This window comes from Bacillus sp. B15-48 (genome assembly GCF_016879755.1).
Lineage (GTDB): Bacteria > Bacillota > Bacilli > Bacillales > Cytobacillaceae > Mesobacillus_B.
The window spans coordinates 18,245-32,990 of sequence record NZ_WOFU01000003.1; the positions used below are offsets into that span (position 1 = coordinate 18,245).

Genomic DNA, 14,746 nt, shown 5'->3' on the forward strand with positions numbered 1-14,746 from the left:
CAGAGCTTTCACTTTGCAACAAATCTGCCACAATCATTGATAGGTATTATCCACTCTTCACCGAACTTATTAAATGAGGGGTAGGTGATGACAATAAAAAACACTAAAAAGAGCGCACTTAAAGCGAAACTACATTTTAATAATAAGACTGGATATACTGGCGTTAGGTGGGCAAAGCAAAGCAATAAATGGCACGCTTATATAGGGTTTCGAGGTAAGCAAATAAGTCTGGGGTACTACAGTAACAAAGAAGATGCCATCGCTGCGCGGAAAGAAGCTGAAGAAAAATACCATAAACCGGTTCTTGATGGTCTCGAGGATGAATTAAGCCCCACCGATTAGGCAGGGCTGTTTTTAATTTATTTATAATATACATCGATAAAAGAGTCGAAACCTGCTTTTTTAAGCTCATCCACACGCCTGTTAGCATTAGAGCGATCGCTAAAGGAGCCGGTGATTACCCGATAAAAAGTATTTTTATTAGTCGATTCCTTTTGTGCCGGGGCAGGTTTTGCTTGCACCTTTTTCTTAAGCCCCAGCGCAATAGCTAATCCGTTTACATGGCCTTGGGCAATCCTATCTAACCATGCATCCTGCTTAAGTTTGTCGGCATCAGCCTTATTGTCGATAAAAAAGTTTTCTGTGAGCATGGCTTCCGCACGGCACTCTCTGACCATATGGAAATTAGCTTCTTTTTCCCCACGATCCCGTACACCTGACAGTTGCCGCATGATTTCTGTGTGGATGATTGACCGTTTACGGTTTGTCTCTTGCTTGCCGTTGTATCTGCCGTTAAAAGTAAATGATTCAAAGCCTGTACCGGAACCAGCGTTAATGTGGATGGATAATAGATAATCTGCTCCCCATGCATTTGCCATGTCTGTACGTTGTTTCAGCGATAATGTTTGGTCACCAGTACGGGTCAAACTTACTTGCACTTCGTAATCTTCTAGTAAACGCTCGATTTTTTTTGAAATTTTTAGAGTGATGTCTTTTTCTTGGAGACCGTTTCCAACTGCGCCCGGGTCCCTGCCGCCGTGACCGGGATCTATTTTGATTTTAGTCATCCGTAAACACCTCGTTTTCAGGTGCGTTATAACACTCTTGGCACATCATTTCCCCGTTAAATTTTTCTAGTAGCTCAATTTCTTTTGCACATACAACACACTCCGTTTTAGCCATTATTTCCCCTCTCCTTTATACTTTTTAACTTTCGCATTAATTTCTGATTCTAAAATCCTAAATAACCACATAGGAAAGTGCTTGTCCCATCCTAAAACATACAGATTGGCAGCAAAAGATTGTATATTATGATAAGTAAAAGACAATGCCAAAACTGCAAATATAAAAGCTCCTGTCCCTAATAATTGGTCAATTATCCACCCCATAGCAACGATTGCAAAAATATGACCGTCTCGGATTACAGCGTCTATCCCTTTGTTGCTTTCGTATTGTCCACTCTTCTTTGCAACTCTTACTCCAACCGAATAATCACAAATAACCGCAATGGCTAAAAGAGCTACGATATAACCGTGTAGTAAATGAAATCCTTTTGCCCCAAGCACTGCATCAAAAAAAGCCCCAACACTTCCAGTTATTAAACCGAGTGTGAGACTTTTATTGACAATCATTTTTTGAAATACTTCTGCTAAGCTCTGAGACATATGTCACCAACCTTTCCACAAAATAAAGAGCTGTTTCCAGCCCTTTTTTCTTACTTTTTGACAAATTTATTTACTGCGCAGTTTCTTCCAATTGTACTTTACCATATTATTCTATAACGCTTAAATCTTCTTTTTTTCTTATTTTTCACAGTTTCCAATACTTCGTAAGTCTCTCTTTTTTAACTCTGTCGTAGACCACCAGCAACCCCACGCTTAAGAATAGATATTTATGATCAACATACGTAAAACTAAACATTAAACTTACTAGCGATATTGATAATAAAGAAATAATTACGCTTTCTAGAAAGTCATATTTCCTTTCCAATAAATAGAAAACAAACCTACGTAAAAATATAATAAACAGCATCACAACTATTCCTGTAAAAATAATTCCATTCTCCGCCAATGTTTCAATAAAAATATTGTGAGGATAATACTCCAAATTCCCCATCCCCACTCCGAACAAAGGATTTTCATAGAACTTTTCTAAGGCACCCTCATATAGACTAACTCTAATAGTTGTAGAAAGATCGTCTTCGGTATTAGAAAATCTAAACCATAAATTATTCATAGATTCGTTGATGAAATCGATTCTTGTTATCAAAAAAACAAAAACCGGTAACATCAGAATATGTTTCACTTTCAATTTTCTATAAAAAACTGGATACATTAGTATTGTAGTGATTATCAACGAAACTACCGGTCCCTTTGATGCTGCTATAGTCATCATTGAGATACTGGGTATCAAAGCTAGTACAAAATACCGAAACTTAATTTTATTATAGAAATAAAAAATTAAAGTAATTGCAGTGGTGGTTGCCCCCAATAAAGACAGCGGTATTGGTATAACTACTTCAAAGGCCAAATATCTAATCGTCTCTTCTGCTGATAAAAAGTAATCAATTAATACTACATATTCTGTTAATACCGATCCAAGTAACAGATATCTAAATAGTTTTTCTAGATCCTCTCTTGACCTTATGAATAATCTACAAAAGAAGGTTAAACCTAACCCCAAAAATATAAACTTCAAAGACTTTATAATTCCTTGAATTTGATTATTACTAAATAAAACACTTATAAATGATAAACATACTAAAAGATAAAAAACTAAATCAATTTTAGAAACATAGATTGTATCTTGCTTAACTATAAATATTTTATAAGCTGCAATTAAGTAAAGACCCATATAAATTAAAAGCGTAAATTCCAATGATTCAGGCAAAGCCCCTCCAATTATGTAACCTAAAGGGGCTAAGCTGAGTATAAAAAGAGTAACGTTATTTAATTTAGACATATACTTTATCTCCAATCTAAGAAAACCCACTTATGTCTAAATGTTAAGTTTTTTGTGAAAACAAAGCAATAATTACGTTTATTAAATTATTCTTACAAGTCAATCATATTGTTTAGTAATGGATGTTTTTTGATTAAATCCACTCTGGTTTTTCAGCATAAATAACAGTCCTGCCAGGATTGTTCCAATCCCCTTTTGTCCCATAGATGTATTTGTCATCAACGTGCCATAAAGTTGTGTCTATATTGCCTTTATGTGCCATGTTTACGAAATGTACTGACTTACCACCGTCACCAGTACCTAGTATTAGAGATGGCTGATTAGGCGCTATTACATTGAATGACATATACCCTTCAAGCCCTCTTTTAATCGGGGAGTGGGCATAGTAAAGCGACGGAATAACGTTTTGTTTAAATCTCATTAAAGGTTTTACCTCGTCTTTATAATCGTTGTAATTAGTGGCTAATTGAGGTACATCAAAATACCTCAAACCAGTAAAATCAGTGTCATTTCCAAAAATAACACGTTTCGGAAAACTTATAATCGCAGTTGGTTGGGCTACTCCTGCCGCTAAAGTGTATCTACTCCCCCCTAAATCATCATAGAAATGAATAGCTCGATTTATATTCCCGTCACCCTCCGAAGCCCATAGAAATCCATTAAACGGATCAATATCGACATCATGCCAATGACTGTTAATAGCCGTGTCAGGGTCAGCGTTTTTGCTTTGGTCAATTACTTCGAACGATTGACCACCATTAACTGATAATAATAAGTCTTTCTTACTTGCCCCTCTACCGTATATGCCCGCTAAAATAATACCGTTAATACCGTTCCAGTGACTTTTAATACCAAAGTTGGGGTTCCACCAATGGGTTCCATCTGTGACGGGCGCTTCATACACCAATGTTGGTGTGTCTTGTATTGATGGCATATGATATATTCTCCCTGTTCTAGGCTCTTCTAAGTCGTTAGTAAAGATAGTTATACCTTCTAACATCGATACAATCTGAACAGGAGTGCCGTAAAGTTCATTATTCCATGAAATTCCGCTTTCTATAGGAGTATTATTTGCAGTAATATCTTCGTAAACTTCCAAAGTTCTATCAGCCATGTTGATTAAATAAAAATTATTGTCGTAACCCCTACAAATAGTGCGTGCATTACCTATTTCTGCATTTTTGAAAACAATATGATTACTAGGAGATTTGGTTACAACGCTGCTATTAGTCTGTAATGCCGATAACATGTCACCTAATTTATTGTCTAAATCCTTATACTGTTTATCTGTCCACATTGTTTCGCCCCCCCTTATTTTTTAAGTCCAATTGCTTTTAAGGTTAATGTCCCGGTAGTTGGCACCGTAAGAGCATTATAGCTAAATGCAAAATTAATCCAATGTCTATCAAACACTCTAGGCATCATATCATTTAATATTAAACCCCTAGTATTTTTGGGTATAATTAATAAATTACCTCCCGTATTTTTATACTCCCCTGACTCATAATAAGTTAAAAATATCCCATCTGTTCTCGGCCTTAATCTAATATCTGCATCAGTTGAGTTATCGACAAAAAAAGTCGCTTTACTAAACGGATGTAAAAACACTGTTTCCGTTTGATATATTTGGGTGTCTCTTAACTCTAAATCACTAAGAAAAAAACGTTGTATCACACTGTTTTCAGAACTTATATACTGGTGTCCTGAACTATCTGTTCTAATTGCCTTTGCTTTTCCATCATCGCCTCTACCACCTATACGCAATAATTCATCAGCCATTATAACGACCACCCTTCACCTTCTGTTGTCATTGCGTTTAATAGAGCATTTAATTTATCAGCATAAATACCTTTAAAATGATTTGTTTCTAATATGCCTTTTTCAACGTTGGTTGCATATATACCATTATCTAAAGTCAATTTAAAAGGTTCATAAGGGAGTAATACATCACCATAATTTATTCGTGCTACCTCTTCATTTTTGTAGTAATTATTCACTGACACACGGATGTACGCTGTATTAGCGTGTAAATCCCTAGTGACAGTATCATTCGCATTCCCCGTGCCAATATTGTGTATATAATTTTTATTATTGTCATATTGTGCGATTGAAGCAATTCCGAAAAACGTGATTCTACTTGGTTTTATAGGAAAAAAGTCTGTAAGATAGAGGCTTTCATTTGTAACTATTTCCCCTGATGAGTTAATTGTACTGTTCTCTAATCCGTTTGCTAAATCAAGCAAGTTTGTTGAGTGTCTAATAAATGTCGTTTTTATCGGGTTAACAGTTTCATTTTTTATTGTTATTCCTTGATACGCACCGAAATCCTGCCACCTTTTCTCTACATCATTCCACACGTAGATGCGTGCTGGGTCTGTTTCTCTTACTAATGCTACTCCGGCAGCTCCTTCTGGATAATCGGCTTCTAAAGCAGATAGAGTTTCATAAAAAATAGACGGTCCTCCATCTAAAAGAGTAGCCACCCAACTATCAAATTCTACTTGGGTCATTGTTTGTGCCAACTGCAAATTAACTTTGTTGTGTTCTGTATCCAATCTCTGTTTTAAATTTTCGTGTACTACTCCATCAGCTCCTACTGTTGCAGCCGTTATTTCAGGAGCAGATATAACATCCTTCCCCGTGGTCTCATCAAGCACTGCCTGAAATTGTAATCCCAAGGAATCTTGTCGTATTTTCGTTTCTTCGGCAATGTTTCCTGTCTCTTCCATGGATTCAGCAATAGCTTCGCGGACTTCTTTACCTTTAATTGCATCCCTAACTTTATTCGCTAGTTCCTGTATTTTTTGAGGAATCGGCACTTGATTCATCCCCTCTCAATTTATCTCGTAACAACTCAGATTTAATTCTGATTTGCTCGGCTGCCTCTGCAATTCTCTGAGCCCTACTCTGGATTTCCGCTGGCATTTTCCAATGCCTCCAATCTTGTAACAATGTCATTTAAGTCAATTGGGGAAGCAACACTAATTAAATCCAATTTTTCTTTATCCGTTGCAACCATCAGCCCATCTTCCGTGTGTGTTGCTGGCTCGTAAATAGGTATATCATCAATTGCTTCAATAAGGTTATCTACCGCTTGGTTTAGGTTATCAATTGCATCCTCTAGAGCTGGTAGATCTCCTTCTTCTAGTTCAAACTTAACTTGTCGTACCGCTTCATCCACTGCTGTTAATTCCGTCTTAAGTGCAGATATCGTTCGTTGTTGCCTGTTTACGTCGCTCTCTAATTCAACAACTTTTAGTGCTGATTTATTTGCTTCGACTTGATACTCCGAGGCCTTTTTAAATTGATCGCCGATGACTAAATTATTTTGATTCGGATTGATAATGTCGATTGTCTTGCCAATAACCCGCAAATCCTCATCAATGTCCATTACAGGATTAATGACCGGATAATAATAACCAACTTCAAAACTATCCACATCAAGTCCAATCAACGATAAATCTAGAGCTGTTAAAGTGTGTTTTACCTTCACGCGATTGCTTTCATTTAGATATTGCTGCCCTCGCGTTTTCAAGATGTCAGGTTGCGTCACGTCATCCCAAACCATACTTTTTACAACGATAGTACCAAGTGCTTCTTCAGCTTCTTCATCAACCAGAAAATCTTTTCCATCATTGATACTTTCAATTGTTATTCTGGCTTGACTAGCATCCGTTGCTTCTTCGTCCTCCGATTCGATACGTTCTCCCAGTGGAATAATACGAGTAATAATATCTTCTGAATCTACCTCTTTTGTGATGCTTTTTAGATTCTTTGCAAGTCTTATTTCTGTTTGCTTAACAATTTTTTCCGGCATTACGTAGTCAATGTACCTCACACCGTTTTCTTTCCGCACGCGTATTTCTCCACCAAGTCGGCTAACAAGCTTATCGTCAATTGAATCAAATGTATTTTCATAGCCAAGATAACGATAAACCCTGTCTGTACTTGTAGTTACGTTTACTTCCCCGACAACAAACGTCTTATCTATTGGATCATCAGTGACATCCCTGTTATGGTTTTCAATGATAACTTCTAAAAACTCTTTCACTGTTATGTCGTGATATTCCCCGTGACGTTGGCAGCTATCGTTTAAGTAACCTAGTTCCGATTCGCATACAAACGACTTAGCAAAGACCCCTGACTCGCTCATGGACTCAGTAGGAATTAAAATACGCCCATCAAACTCCATTTTCCCAGTGAGTGTATTCTTTACTGTGATAAGAGTCTTTAATGTACGTATTTGAGAGTATCCTGGATTATTCGGCAAAATCGTAAAGCTAAAGCTGTCTGCAACATTTATCCCCTGTTTTATTTGACCAGTTTGTACTTTTAAATCATTAAAATTCGGGTGATGGATGACAGTCGCTACTCCATCGTTTATAAGAGTGACTTTATACATCAGATTAGCTCCTTCCTAAAGTGGAAAGAGATTTTCCCATTCCCGTTAATCCTAAAGTTATTCTCCCCCGGCAACAGTGCAAAATCTAACGATTGCGATTCTCCAATAGGGATGCTGTAAACAACACCGTTCTTACTTATCTCCATAGTTGCATTGGACTTAATAATCGGATAGACTGTCTTGATGCCTGCGTTGTATAAAACAGCGTTAGACGAGCCGGAAACGCTGAATTCGGTGTCTTGTGAATAGTCTAGAAGGAAATTAAACTCATCCCATATGTCGTTGCCTTCTTCTAGATCTGCAATTCTGAATGGATACGCAGTAAAGTTGACTGTTAACTTGCCATGAAATCGCAGCTCATCGAAGTCTAGATCCTCCTCAACTTCTGCTAAAAAGTGATAACCAAAGATATAGTCATCTATTAATTTTACTTTTCTGTTTGGACCCATAAACCAATTTGCAACTTCAGTTTTCTTGTTTTCGAGATTTATTTTGTCATAGTCTTTCACGTTAAATACATAAGTTAACGGACGTTCTTCATACTCCTGATCTCCATAAATTCCGCTAAAATCATAGGCCTTATTGGAGAAGGGGACACGCTCCTTGATTTTAATTTTTTTGGGGTTACCAATTATCCTTTCGGCTACTGTTAATCCAAAATCTTTAAAACTATGTTTACCATTAAATGTTATCCCGAACCTAGTCAAGTGCGACCCTCCTTCCTAATAAGTTGATTCTTCTTGCTTGTTCACCATCCATAATACTTCCCACTTTTTCCTTACCTAAGTACACATTCCCATCCTTTTCCACCAATTGCTTTAAAAGCACTTTTACTTCGCTATCATTATAGTTGTTTTCAGTATTTTTTTTCTCAGCAATAGACTGAGTTAGTTGTATGCCTCTTGAGAAAATACCTCCAATTAGGCCCTCGGCTCCGAAACGCCCTTTAGTTCCAATTCCCACCTGAGCTTCATTAGTTAGATTGTCAGCCAACCCTCTCATACTCTTTAAGGCTGACTTCTCATTCTGCTCAATTCCTTTTCCGATACCTTCTGGAATCCACTTTGCAAGTTCTGCCATTACGCGAGAAGGAGACCTGATACCTAGGAAACTCTTAAACCCATTAGAGATGCTGCTCCCAATATCTTTTACCTTATCGACAACTGCACTGGCCATGGAACCGATACCGTTAATCAGACCTCTTATGATGTCTTTACCAATGCTAACTAAGTTGATTCCTCTTAAGAAGCTAAGAATTTGATTCCAGATGTTAGTAATAGTGGTCTTTACATTGGTGGTTAGGTTCCGAACTGTGCTTAACATATTGTTAAAGTTAGTCCTTACCCCAGACAAGATATTCCTTGCAACCCCGAAAATGGCTTCTCTTAGAGCATTCCATATGCTGGCTCCGAATGTTCTTAGTTGCTGAAAGATATTTACCCCTTGAGTAAATAAATTCCTAAAGTAGGTCAGTACTCTGCTAACTAAATTTGTCGCGATGTTAGTTACGTTATTGCCGAAATTCCTAAAGAAGTTTACAATGCTCGTCCACATGTTTTTGACGATATTAACACCGTTTTTTAATAAGTTAGTGAATATTTTTCTGATTCCGCCAAGGAAGGAAAGTGACATCCAGCCAAGGATTAAATCGATGGCACCTTTAAGGATTTTCTTGATCCCCTCCCACAATTGGGACCAATCGCCAGTGAAAATAGCAGTGAAAACTTGAATAACACCCATTATGACATTTATCGCTCCGCTTATGATGTCCTTAATAGCCGTCCAGACCGTCTCGATAATAAATTGCACAATAGGCATTAAAAATTGAATGATTGAAACAATAATTTGAAAGGCATTTTGAACAGCTTGTGTAATTTGGGTACCGTTTTCTTGCCAAAAAGCTTGTAAGATTGCAAGTTGATTTTTAATGAATGGAACAACATTACTGCCTAAAATATTACTGATAATGGCATAAAGTCCGTTAAAAACTGTCTGGACTACGTTCCATATTCCACTAAAAACCGTGTTTGCATACGCGAGGATTTGTTGACCGTTTGAGTCCCAAAACCCCTTAAACCAAGCCACAATCTGCCCTGCTGATTGAAAAGCGCCTGATAAACGGCCAGAAATCAATCCGGCCACAAACGGAATCACTTGAGCGATACCATTTAAAACACTAAAGAATGCTTTTCCTATACTGGAAATAACGTTTTCGATACTTTTTAAAGGTGTATCAGCTAAAACGCTGTCAATGGCGCTGATGATGTCTGTAACACCACGTACAACAGCCGTTCCCATATTAGCCCAAGCGGTTCTAATTCCGCCAGATGCCGTTAAAGCTCTTTCGGCGAATCCATTTGTTCCGTTACTTAGTTCGATTAATTTCCCGTTAAATTGATCAAATGTAATGTTTCCGTTTTTTAAAGCGTCGTATAAATCATTTTGAGCCGACGCTCCAGTAAAACCAAAAGCCTTAGCGGTGTCATTCAGAGCAACGCCCATCGTCTCCTGCAACGTCCTCCAAGACTGAAGATCCACTTCACCTTTAGAGAGCATTTGAACATATTGTTCTAATCCCCGCGAAGCGTTGTTGGCGTCCGATCCAGAAGAAATAAAAGCATTATTTAACGCTAATGTGGTGTCTACCGCTCCATCTAAATCTCCTGTTAAGATGGCGATTCTTTGCGCTGTGCTTGCTACATCATCAAGTGTAGTAGGCAAACCCTGTATTCCGTCAGATAGCTTTTGTATAGCCTTTTGTGATGTTTCAGCATCAAATCCCATCTGCTCTAATACACGAGGGAAATTGTTTAAAGTATCATACCTTGAGATTGCGCCATCAAGCGACCGTTTAACCATATCGATGGCTTTGCTGGCCAGCGCAACTAGCCCAAGTGATGTGACAATCTCTTTAATGCCTACCGCTGCTCTTTTCCCTGCGCCCGCAAGCCCTCCGAGTTTGCCATCAATATTAGCGACACCTTTAGCAACCGTACCATCATCGAGAATGACATCTATTACTACTTTTCCATCAGCCATTTACATAATTCACCCCCATACCAGTTATTTGTGTTGATATAGGGGCTCGACGGCTCTCTTATTTTTCGGTTTTATTAATCGTGTTACATCGGGGGCATTTAATTTCCACTATGCCTTTTGCTTTACCAAGCAATTTGTCACACTTTGTGCAACGGATTTCTTTCAATTCCATCTAATCACCGCCTTTTAAGGCGTAATATTCTTTTAATTCCTTGATTTGTTTTCTCTGTTTTTCACTCCCTTTGCCGCTTGGGAGTTCCATTGTCCTTATGTTAATTACTTCTTTAAATTTGGTATCCGGCTTCAATCCAGTTAGCAACGCTTTAAATTTTTCCCAATGGAGCTTCCCTTGACATTCGTACAAGTCAATCCCGTAATCTTGATAAAACGAAGCATAAATGTAGGAGGCATCTTGTTTGATTGAGTAAACTTGCTCCTCTTCCTTTGTCGGCATCGGATTTCCTTCTATGTCTACCGGGATATTTTCTTCAACCTCTTTGCCGATTGTTTCACGAAAGATATGGTGCAAGATTTCTTCTTTTTTATTAATCGGATATTCAAGATCTACACCAATTAGCATATATAAACCTGTCTCAATTTGGATAATGTCGTTTAGATCTTTATCATTCAACATGTCTATCAATCTGAGAACATTATCAAACGATAAATCAAGACGATATGTTTCCCCATCAATTTCAACAGTTTCAGTTAGTGGATATGCAATATTCATTGTTCATCACGCCAGAGGGAAAGCGACTGGAGAAGCTATTGCCGATTGACTATTTTTCATAAGGTACTTTTTAGCCTTTTCTTGTTGAGATTCATTAAAACCCATATTTCGAAGTTCTTGCTCAATCCCTTCTGCAAGCTGAACAAAATATTGCATGCAGATCATTACAGATGGAGATATATCGTAAACCTTCTCAAATGCACCGTCACCAAGCATGATGTTAAATCCACGTTTTAACACTTCCTTGGATTGTTCGATCGCTTTGTCTTCGTCGTCACTAATTGCAATATTTTCTAGTTCCTTTTGCACCTTAACTGCTTCGTCACGAAATTTTTTAACCGATTCGTCTGATACGTTAAAAGCAAAGGTCAAATCACCGATTTCAACCGGGATTTCCGGTTTCTGCGTTTGTATTTTAATTGCCAATCAAATCAACTCCTAAGAATTTAGTAAGAACTAAGTAAGAAATGAATAAGAAAAAAGCAAGAGCTAATTAAGCCCCTGCTTTCGTGATTTCTGGTTTCTTATCCCAGGAGATAGCACATTCAAACGTTGCGTACTCCGATGCTTCTCCACCCGTTACTTTGATTTCTTTCACAGTCGCTTTACCTTCCAGCACATCGCCATTTGTGCGAACCTGTTTAAACATGATTTTTCGTGCTTCACCAGTTTCAAATTCTAAATCTGCGACAAACTTCATAGCTGGATCTTCCTCGTCATACATCCCCTCAAATGTGTATGTCTTTTTAACGGAGATTACATCGTCCTCTGGCGTACCGTCACCATCGTAAAACGCTTGGTCTTCCACTTCTTCCTCTGAATCATCTGTGACTGTAGATACCCATTTAGCTAGGCGATTATATTCTGGTTCGCTAAGTCCATCTACTGGAATTGCGCCGACATGATATTCCGTTAAAGCATTCTTTTTTCTTGCCATTACATTTCAACCCCTTTATAAATTGTGATTTTAGCGCTTATCGATAAAACATAAACAAAATAACCTTGTTCATCCTGTTCTAATAAGGACGGCAAGGATTGTGTAGATATTCTTTGAAAGTCAAAACTTCCATTATCACTGGGTAATTCTTCGAGATTTTCGAGAGTTTGATAGATTTTAGTGAGTGCATTAAAGCAATTCATCTGGTTTTGACTTTTCGCATTGATTTGGACTTGATAATCTTTGTCCCGTGTACCATCAAAAAAGACCGTTTCCGCACCGCCGGGCATGGCCATGATAGATAGGCTTTCAGTGGGACCGAGAAGACCTATAATACAACGGGTATATAAATCAAACGTATTTATTTTATCTTTCAATCTATCCAAAAAATCTAATTCCATTTACTTCATCGCCTTTTTGGTGATATTTACCCATTGCCTGCCGTGGATAGCCAGTGCTTTACTATCCCACTTCGGGCCAGTGCCAGGAGTGGTAAATTTAGCGCCGTAATTGTAATACTGTCGTCGGGCATAAGGCACATTCCAAACGACTTGCTTATTGTCAGATGTGACATTTGATTGATTCCTCAAATCACTGGAAAGTCTTGGGGCATAAAGATTGCTGTCAGCATGGACTTGATTAGCAAAAGCGTATTGACCTTGTTTGGTCATTTGGCTAACACGTTTACTAACGCCTTTTAGGTCTTTTTTGATATTTATCCTTACTGCCATCAGATTACCTCCAGTTCCCAATGATGGAATTCATTTTTATGCGGATAATAGCAGGGGACAACCTTTTTGATAACATAATCTTTATCGTTAAACCTCACCTTGGATTGCTCTTTAAACTCTAGAAAAGGCGTACTGTGCATGGCATCCACAAAAATAACGGCATTTGCTATTACCTTGGTTTGAGTGTTATCCCTTGAAAAGACAGTGGAATCGTCAAAACGGACGTGTTTTATCGTGATCGGGTAATCGTAGGAATCACTCCCCCAATCGTCCTTTTCGCCAGTAAATCCCTCATAGACAATCTCGTGAATAAGCCACTTTTTTGGCAATGGTCTAACTCTCACGACCTCACCCCCAAGCCCGTATACAGTAATCCTGTATCCTTCAGATAAAAGTACACATCTTTAGAAACAAGATTATTTTGTGGGGCAGTCTGTGAGTTTCTTGAGCCTGCCGACATTTGAGTTCTCCCTATTTGAACAGTAGAAGGCTCATTCATTCCATGCGTGGAAGTAGCTCCCATCTCATAAAAATATTCAATTTGTGCAGCCACTGCCCTTTTGAATTGATCGCGGCGAAAAGAAACGTCTTTTTCAATGTCGTTATAACGATAAAAATAACGAGTTACACTATCCACTGCATCACTCGCTCTTTTCAGTAATTGATCAAATTCGTTTAGATCCTCTATTTGTGTGAATCCTAAATCATAATATTCTTCATAAGTTAAGTAAGGCATCTAATCACCTTCTTTTTTGGTTGCCCTCTTTTTGGGTTGATTCTCTTCAACCTCATAACCTTTATTTTTAAACCACCCGATTAACCATTTATCATCTGTTTCGGCTTCTCCTTTTACAAAAGAAACACCGGCACTAACACCGGTGTAATTTTTGTTAGGAGCTTTGATTTTAGCCATTCAATCCGCTCCTCTCATTAGAAAAACTATCAAATTATTGAACCTTAATATTACGTAATACTCCCGCTTTACGAGTAGCTTTAAGTGCTACCGCTGCAACCATCTCAACATCACCAGTCTTAACAGCACCAGGTGTATTGAAGTTTGGTAGGTAGTTACGAATAATACCGTTTCCAGTTGGAGAAACACCATGGAATCCATCTAAACCAAGTCCAACTGCGAAAAGGTCAGTTAATCCAGTTTGTTCCGTTTCTACTGTACGAGCTTCAATTCCAACTGTAGGTACAGTTTGTGAGCCGTTATAAAAATAACCAAGGTCAACTAACGGAATACCGTCATATCCATTTACCTTACGGCCGAACGCATCCTCTGATTGAGTTAGGTATCCAGCACGACGTGCGATAGATTGGATTTTTGTAATTAACTTGCTATTACCCATTAACATCGTTGGTTTCCCGTCTAATTCAGCAAGAAAGTTATCTAATTGATCAAGGAAAGCAAACTTATTGTCACTTAACCCAGATTCTGTTGATAGATCAATAACTGTATCAGCATTAATTTCCGTACTTGAACCCGTTAGCGCTTTATCTAGGCCGTCAAAAGACTTTTGGTCAACCGCAGAATCGCCATTAATAACAGTGTAATGGAATAAGTTAGCGGCACCTTTTATCTTTTGCTCCATTTGGAACTGCATTTCATTAATTTGGCCGGAAGTATCTTGAATTACACGGTCAATTTGATAAGACCCACCAAAAATCTTTAGGTTTACGAATAAGTTCTCACGATCTGCTTCGTTCGGTGTGTAATCACTGTTGATTTCACGAAATCCTGCAGTAGAAGGAGTTTTTAAACGTGTATAACCATAAGTTAATGTACTACCACCAGTTCCAGGGGATACTGCATTATCAAAAGTTAATGCATCCAATAGTAAGGAACTACGACGAAACTCATCAATTACAAATTGGTCAATCTTATCAGCCATACCTACTTTAGCTTGTTCTAATGTGATCGGCATTCAAAATCATCTCCATTT

21 protein-coding genes are annotated in these 14,746 nt (G+C 38.1%); 1 reads left to right on the plus strand and 20 read right to left on the minus strand.

Annotated features, from left to right (window positions below; translation table 11 throughout):
* Positions 1-87: 87 nt before the first annotated feature.
* Positions 88-342 carry an AP2 domain-containing protein gene (locus GNT69_RS10465; RefSeq protein ID WP_203554936.1) on the plus strand — a complete coding sequence of 85 codons (255 nt, stop codon included), beginning with the start codon at positions 88-90 and terminating at the stop codon, positions 340-342.
* Positions 343-359: 17 nt separating this feature from the next.
* Here the strand turns inward: GNT69_RS10465 and GNT69_RS10470 are convergent, their stop codons facing one another.
* The 20 genes from GNT69_RS10470 to GNT69_RS10560 all read right to left on the minus strand — a co-directional run bounded on the left by GNT69_RS10470 (position 360) and on the right by GNT69_RS10560 (position 14,728).
* Positions 360-1,067: an N-acetylmuramoyl-L-alanine amidase gene (locus tag GNT69_RS10470; RefSeq protein ID WP_203554937.1), complete on the minus strand. Its 708-nt coding sequence runs from the start codon at positions 1,065-1,067 to the stop codon at positions 360-362.
* A complete protein-coding gene (locus tag GNT69_RS25865) occupies positions 1,060-1,182 on the minus strand; it encodes a hypothetical protein (RefSeq protein ID WP_275411195.1) in 123 nt (40 codons plus the stop codon). Before GNT69_RS25865 ends, GNT69_RS10470 begins: the two co-directional genes overlap by 8 nt.
* Entirely contained in the window at positions 1,182-1,664 is a 483-nt protein-coding gene (locus GNT69_RS10475) for a phage holin family protein (protein WP_203554938.1), read from the minus strand. Before GNT69_RS10475 ends, GNT69_RS25865 begins: the two co-directional genes overlap by 1 nt.
* Before the next feature lie 145 nt (positions 1,665-1,809).
* Positions 1,810-2,961, minus strand: a complete 1,152-nt coding sequence (locus tag GNT69_RS10480) for an O-antigen ligase family protein (protein WP_203554939.1) — start codon at positions 2,959-2,961, stop codon at positions 1,810-1,812.
* Between the two features lie 133 nt (positions 2,962-3,094).
* The gene (locus tag GNT69_RS10485) at positions 3,095-4,258 is read right to left on the minus strand and encodes a hypothetical protein (protein WP_203554940.1); all 1,164 of its coding nucleotides are present in this window, start codon (positions 4,256-4,258) and stop codon (positions 3,095-3,097) included.
* A gap of 14 nt (positions 4,259-4,272) precedes the next feature.
* Entirely contained in the window at positions 4,273-4,740 is a 468-nt protein-coding gene (locus GNT69_RS10490; RefSeq protein WP_203554941.1) for a hypothetical protein, read from the minus strand.
* On the minus strand, positions 4,740-5,780 hold the full coding sequence (locus GNT69_RS10495; protein WP_203554942.1) for a hypothetical protein: 1,041 nt from the start codon (positions 5,778-5,780) through the stop codon (positions 4,740-4,742). Before GNT69_RS10495 ends, GNT69_RS10490 begins: the two co-directional genes overlap by 1 nt.
* Positions 5,781-5,863: 83 nt before the next feature.
* Positions 5,864-7,363, minus strand: coding sequence for a phage tail spike protein (locus GNT69_RS10500; protein ID WP_203554943.1), 1,500 nt, complete (start codon positions 7,361-7,363; stop codon positions 5,864-5,866).
* On the minus strand, positions 7,363-8,070 hold the full coding sequence (locus GNT69_RS10505; protein WP_203554944.1) for a phage tail domain-containing protein: 708 nt from the start codon (positions 8,068-8,070) through the stop codon (positions 7,363-7,365). Before GNT69_RS10505 ends, GNT69_RS10500 begins: the two co-directional genes overlap by 1 nt.
* Positions 8,063-10,402, minus strand: coding sequence for a phage tail protein (locus GNT69_RS10510; protein ID WP_203554945.1), 2,340 nt, complete (start codon positions 10,400-10,402; stop codon positions 8,063-8,065). The genes GNT69_RS10505 and GNT69_RS10510 overlap by 8 nt, the downstream gene beginning before the upstream one ends.
* Before the next feature lie 58 nt (positions 10,403-10,460).
* On the minus strand, positions 10,461-10,574 hold the full coding sequence (locus tag GNT69_RS26180) for a zinc finger domain-containing protein (protein ID WP_203554946.1): 114 nt from the start codon (positions 10,572-10,574) through the stop codon (positions 10,461-10,463).
* Positions 10,575-11,132 (minus strand): bacteriophage Gp15 family protein, encoded by a 558-nt coding sequence (locus GNT69_RS10520; RefSeq protein WP_203554947.1) that lies wholly within the window; start codon positions 11,130-11,132, stop codon positions 10,575-10,577.
* A 6-nt stretch (positions 11,133-11,138) separates the two neighbouring features.
* Positions 11,139-11,558 (minus strand): DUF6673 family protein, encoded by a 420-nt coding sequence (locus GNT69_RS10525; protein ID WP_203554948.1) that lies wholly within the window; start codon positions 11,556-11,558, stop codon positions 11,139-11,141.
* A 67-nt stretch (positions 11,559-11,625) separates the two neighbouring features.
* The gene (locus GNT69_RS10530; RefSeq protein ID WP_203554949.1) at positions 11,626-12,069 is read right to left on the minus strand and encodes a phage tail tube protein; all 444 of its coding nucleotides are present in this window, start codon (positions 12,067-12,069) and stop codon (positions 11,626-11,628) included.
* On the minus strand, positions 12,069-12,470 hold the full coding sequence (locus GNT69_RS10535; RefSeq protein WP_203554950.1) for a minor capsid protein: 402 nt from the start codon (positions 12,468-12,470) through the stop codon (positions 12,069-12,071). The genes GNT69_RS10530 and GNT69_RS10535 overlap by 1 nt, the downstream gene beginning before the upstream one ends.
* Positions 12,471-12,800: a minor capsid protein gene (locus GNT69_RS10540; RefSeq protein ID WP_203554951.1), complete on the minus strand. Its 330-nt coding sequence runs from the start codon at positions 12,798-12,800 to the stop codon at positions 12,471-12,473. It abuts the gene before it with no gap.
* Positions 12,800-13,144, minus strand: a complete 345-nt coding sequence (locus GNT69_RS10545; RefSeq protein WP_203554952.1) for a putative minor capsid protein — start codon at positions 13,142-13,144, stop codon at positions 12,800-12,802. Before GNT69_RS10545 ends, GNT69_RS10540 begins: the two co-directional genes overlap by 1 nt.
* Positions 13,141-13,536 carry a head-tail connector protein gene (locus GNT69_RS10550; protein WP_203554953.1) on the minus strand — a complete coding sequence of 132 codons (396 nt, stop codon included), beginning with the start codon at positions 13,534-13,536 and terminating at the stop codon, positions 13,141-13,143. The genes GNT69_RS10545 and GNT69_RS10550 overlap by 4 nt, the downstream gene beginning before the upstream one ends.
* Entirely contained in the window at positions 13,537-13,713 is a 177-nt protein-coding gene (locus tag GNT69_RS10555) for a hypothetical protein (RefSeq protein WP_203554954.1), read from the minus strand.
* Positions 13,714-13,747: 34 nt separating this feature from the next.
* Positions 13,748-14,728, minus strand: coding sequence for a major capsid protein (locus GNT69_RS10560; protein ID WP_203554955.1), 981 nt, complete (start codon positions 14,726-14,728; stop codon positions 13,748-13,750).
* Positions 14,729-14,746 lie beyond the last annotated feature (18 nt).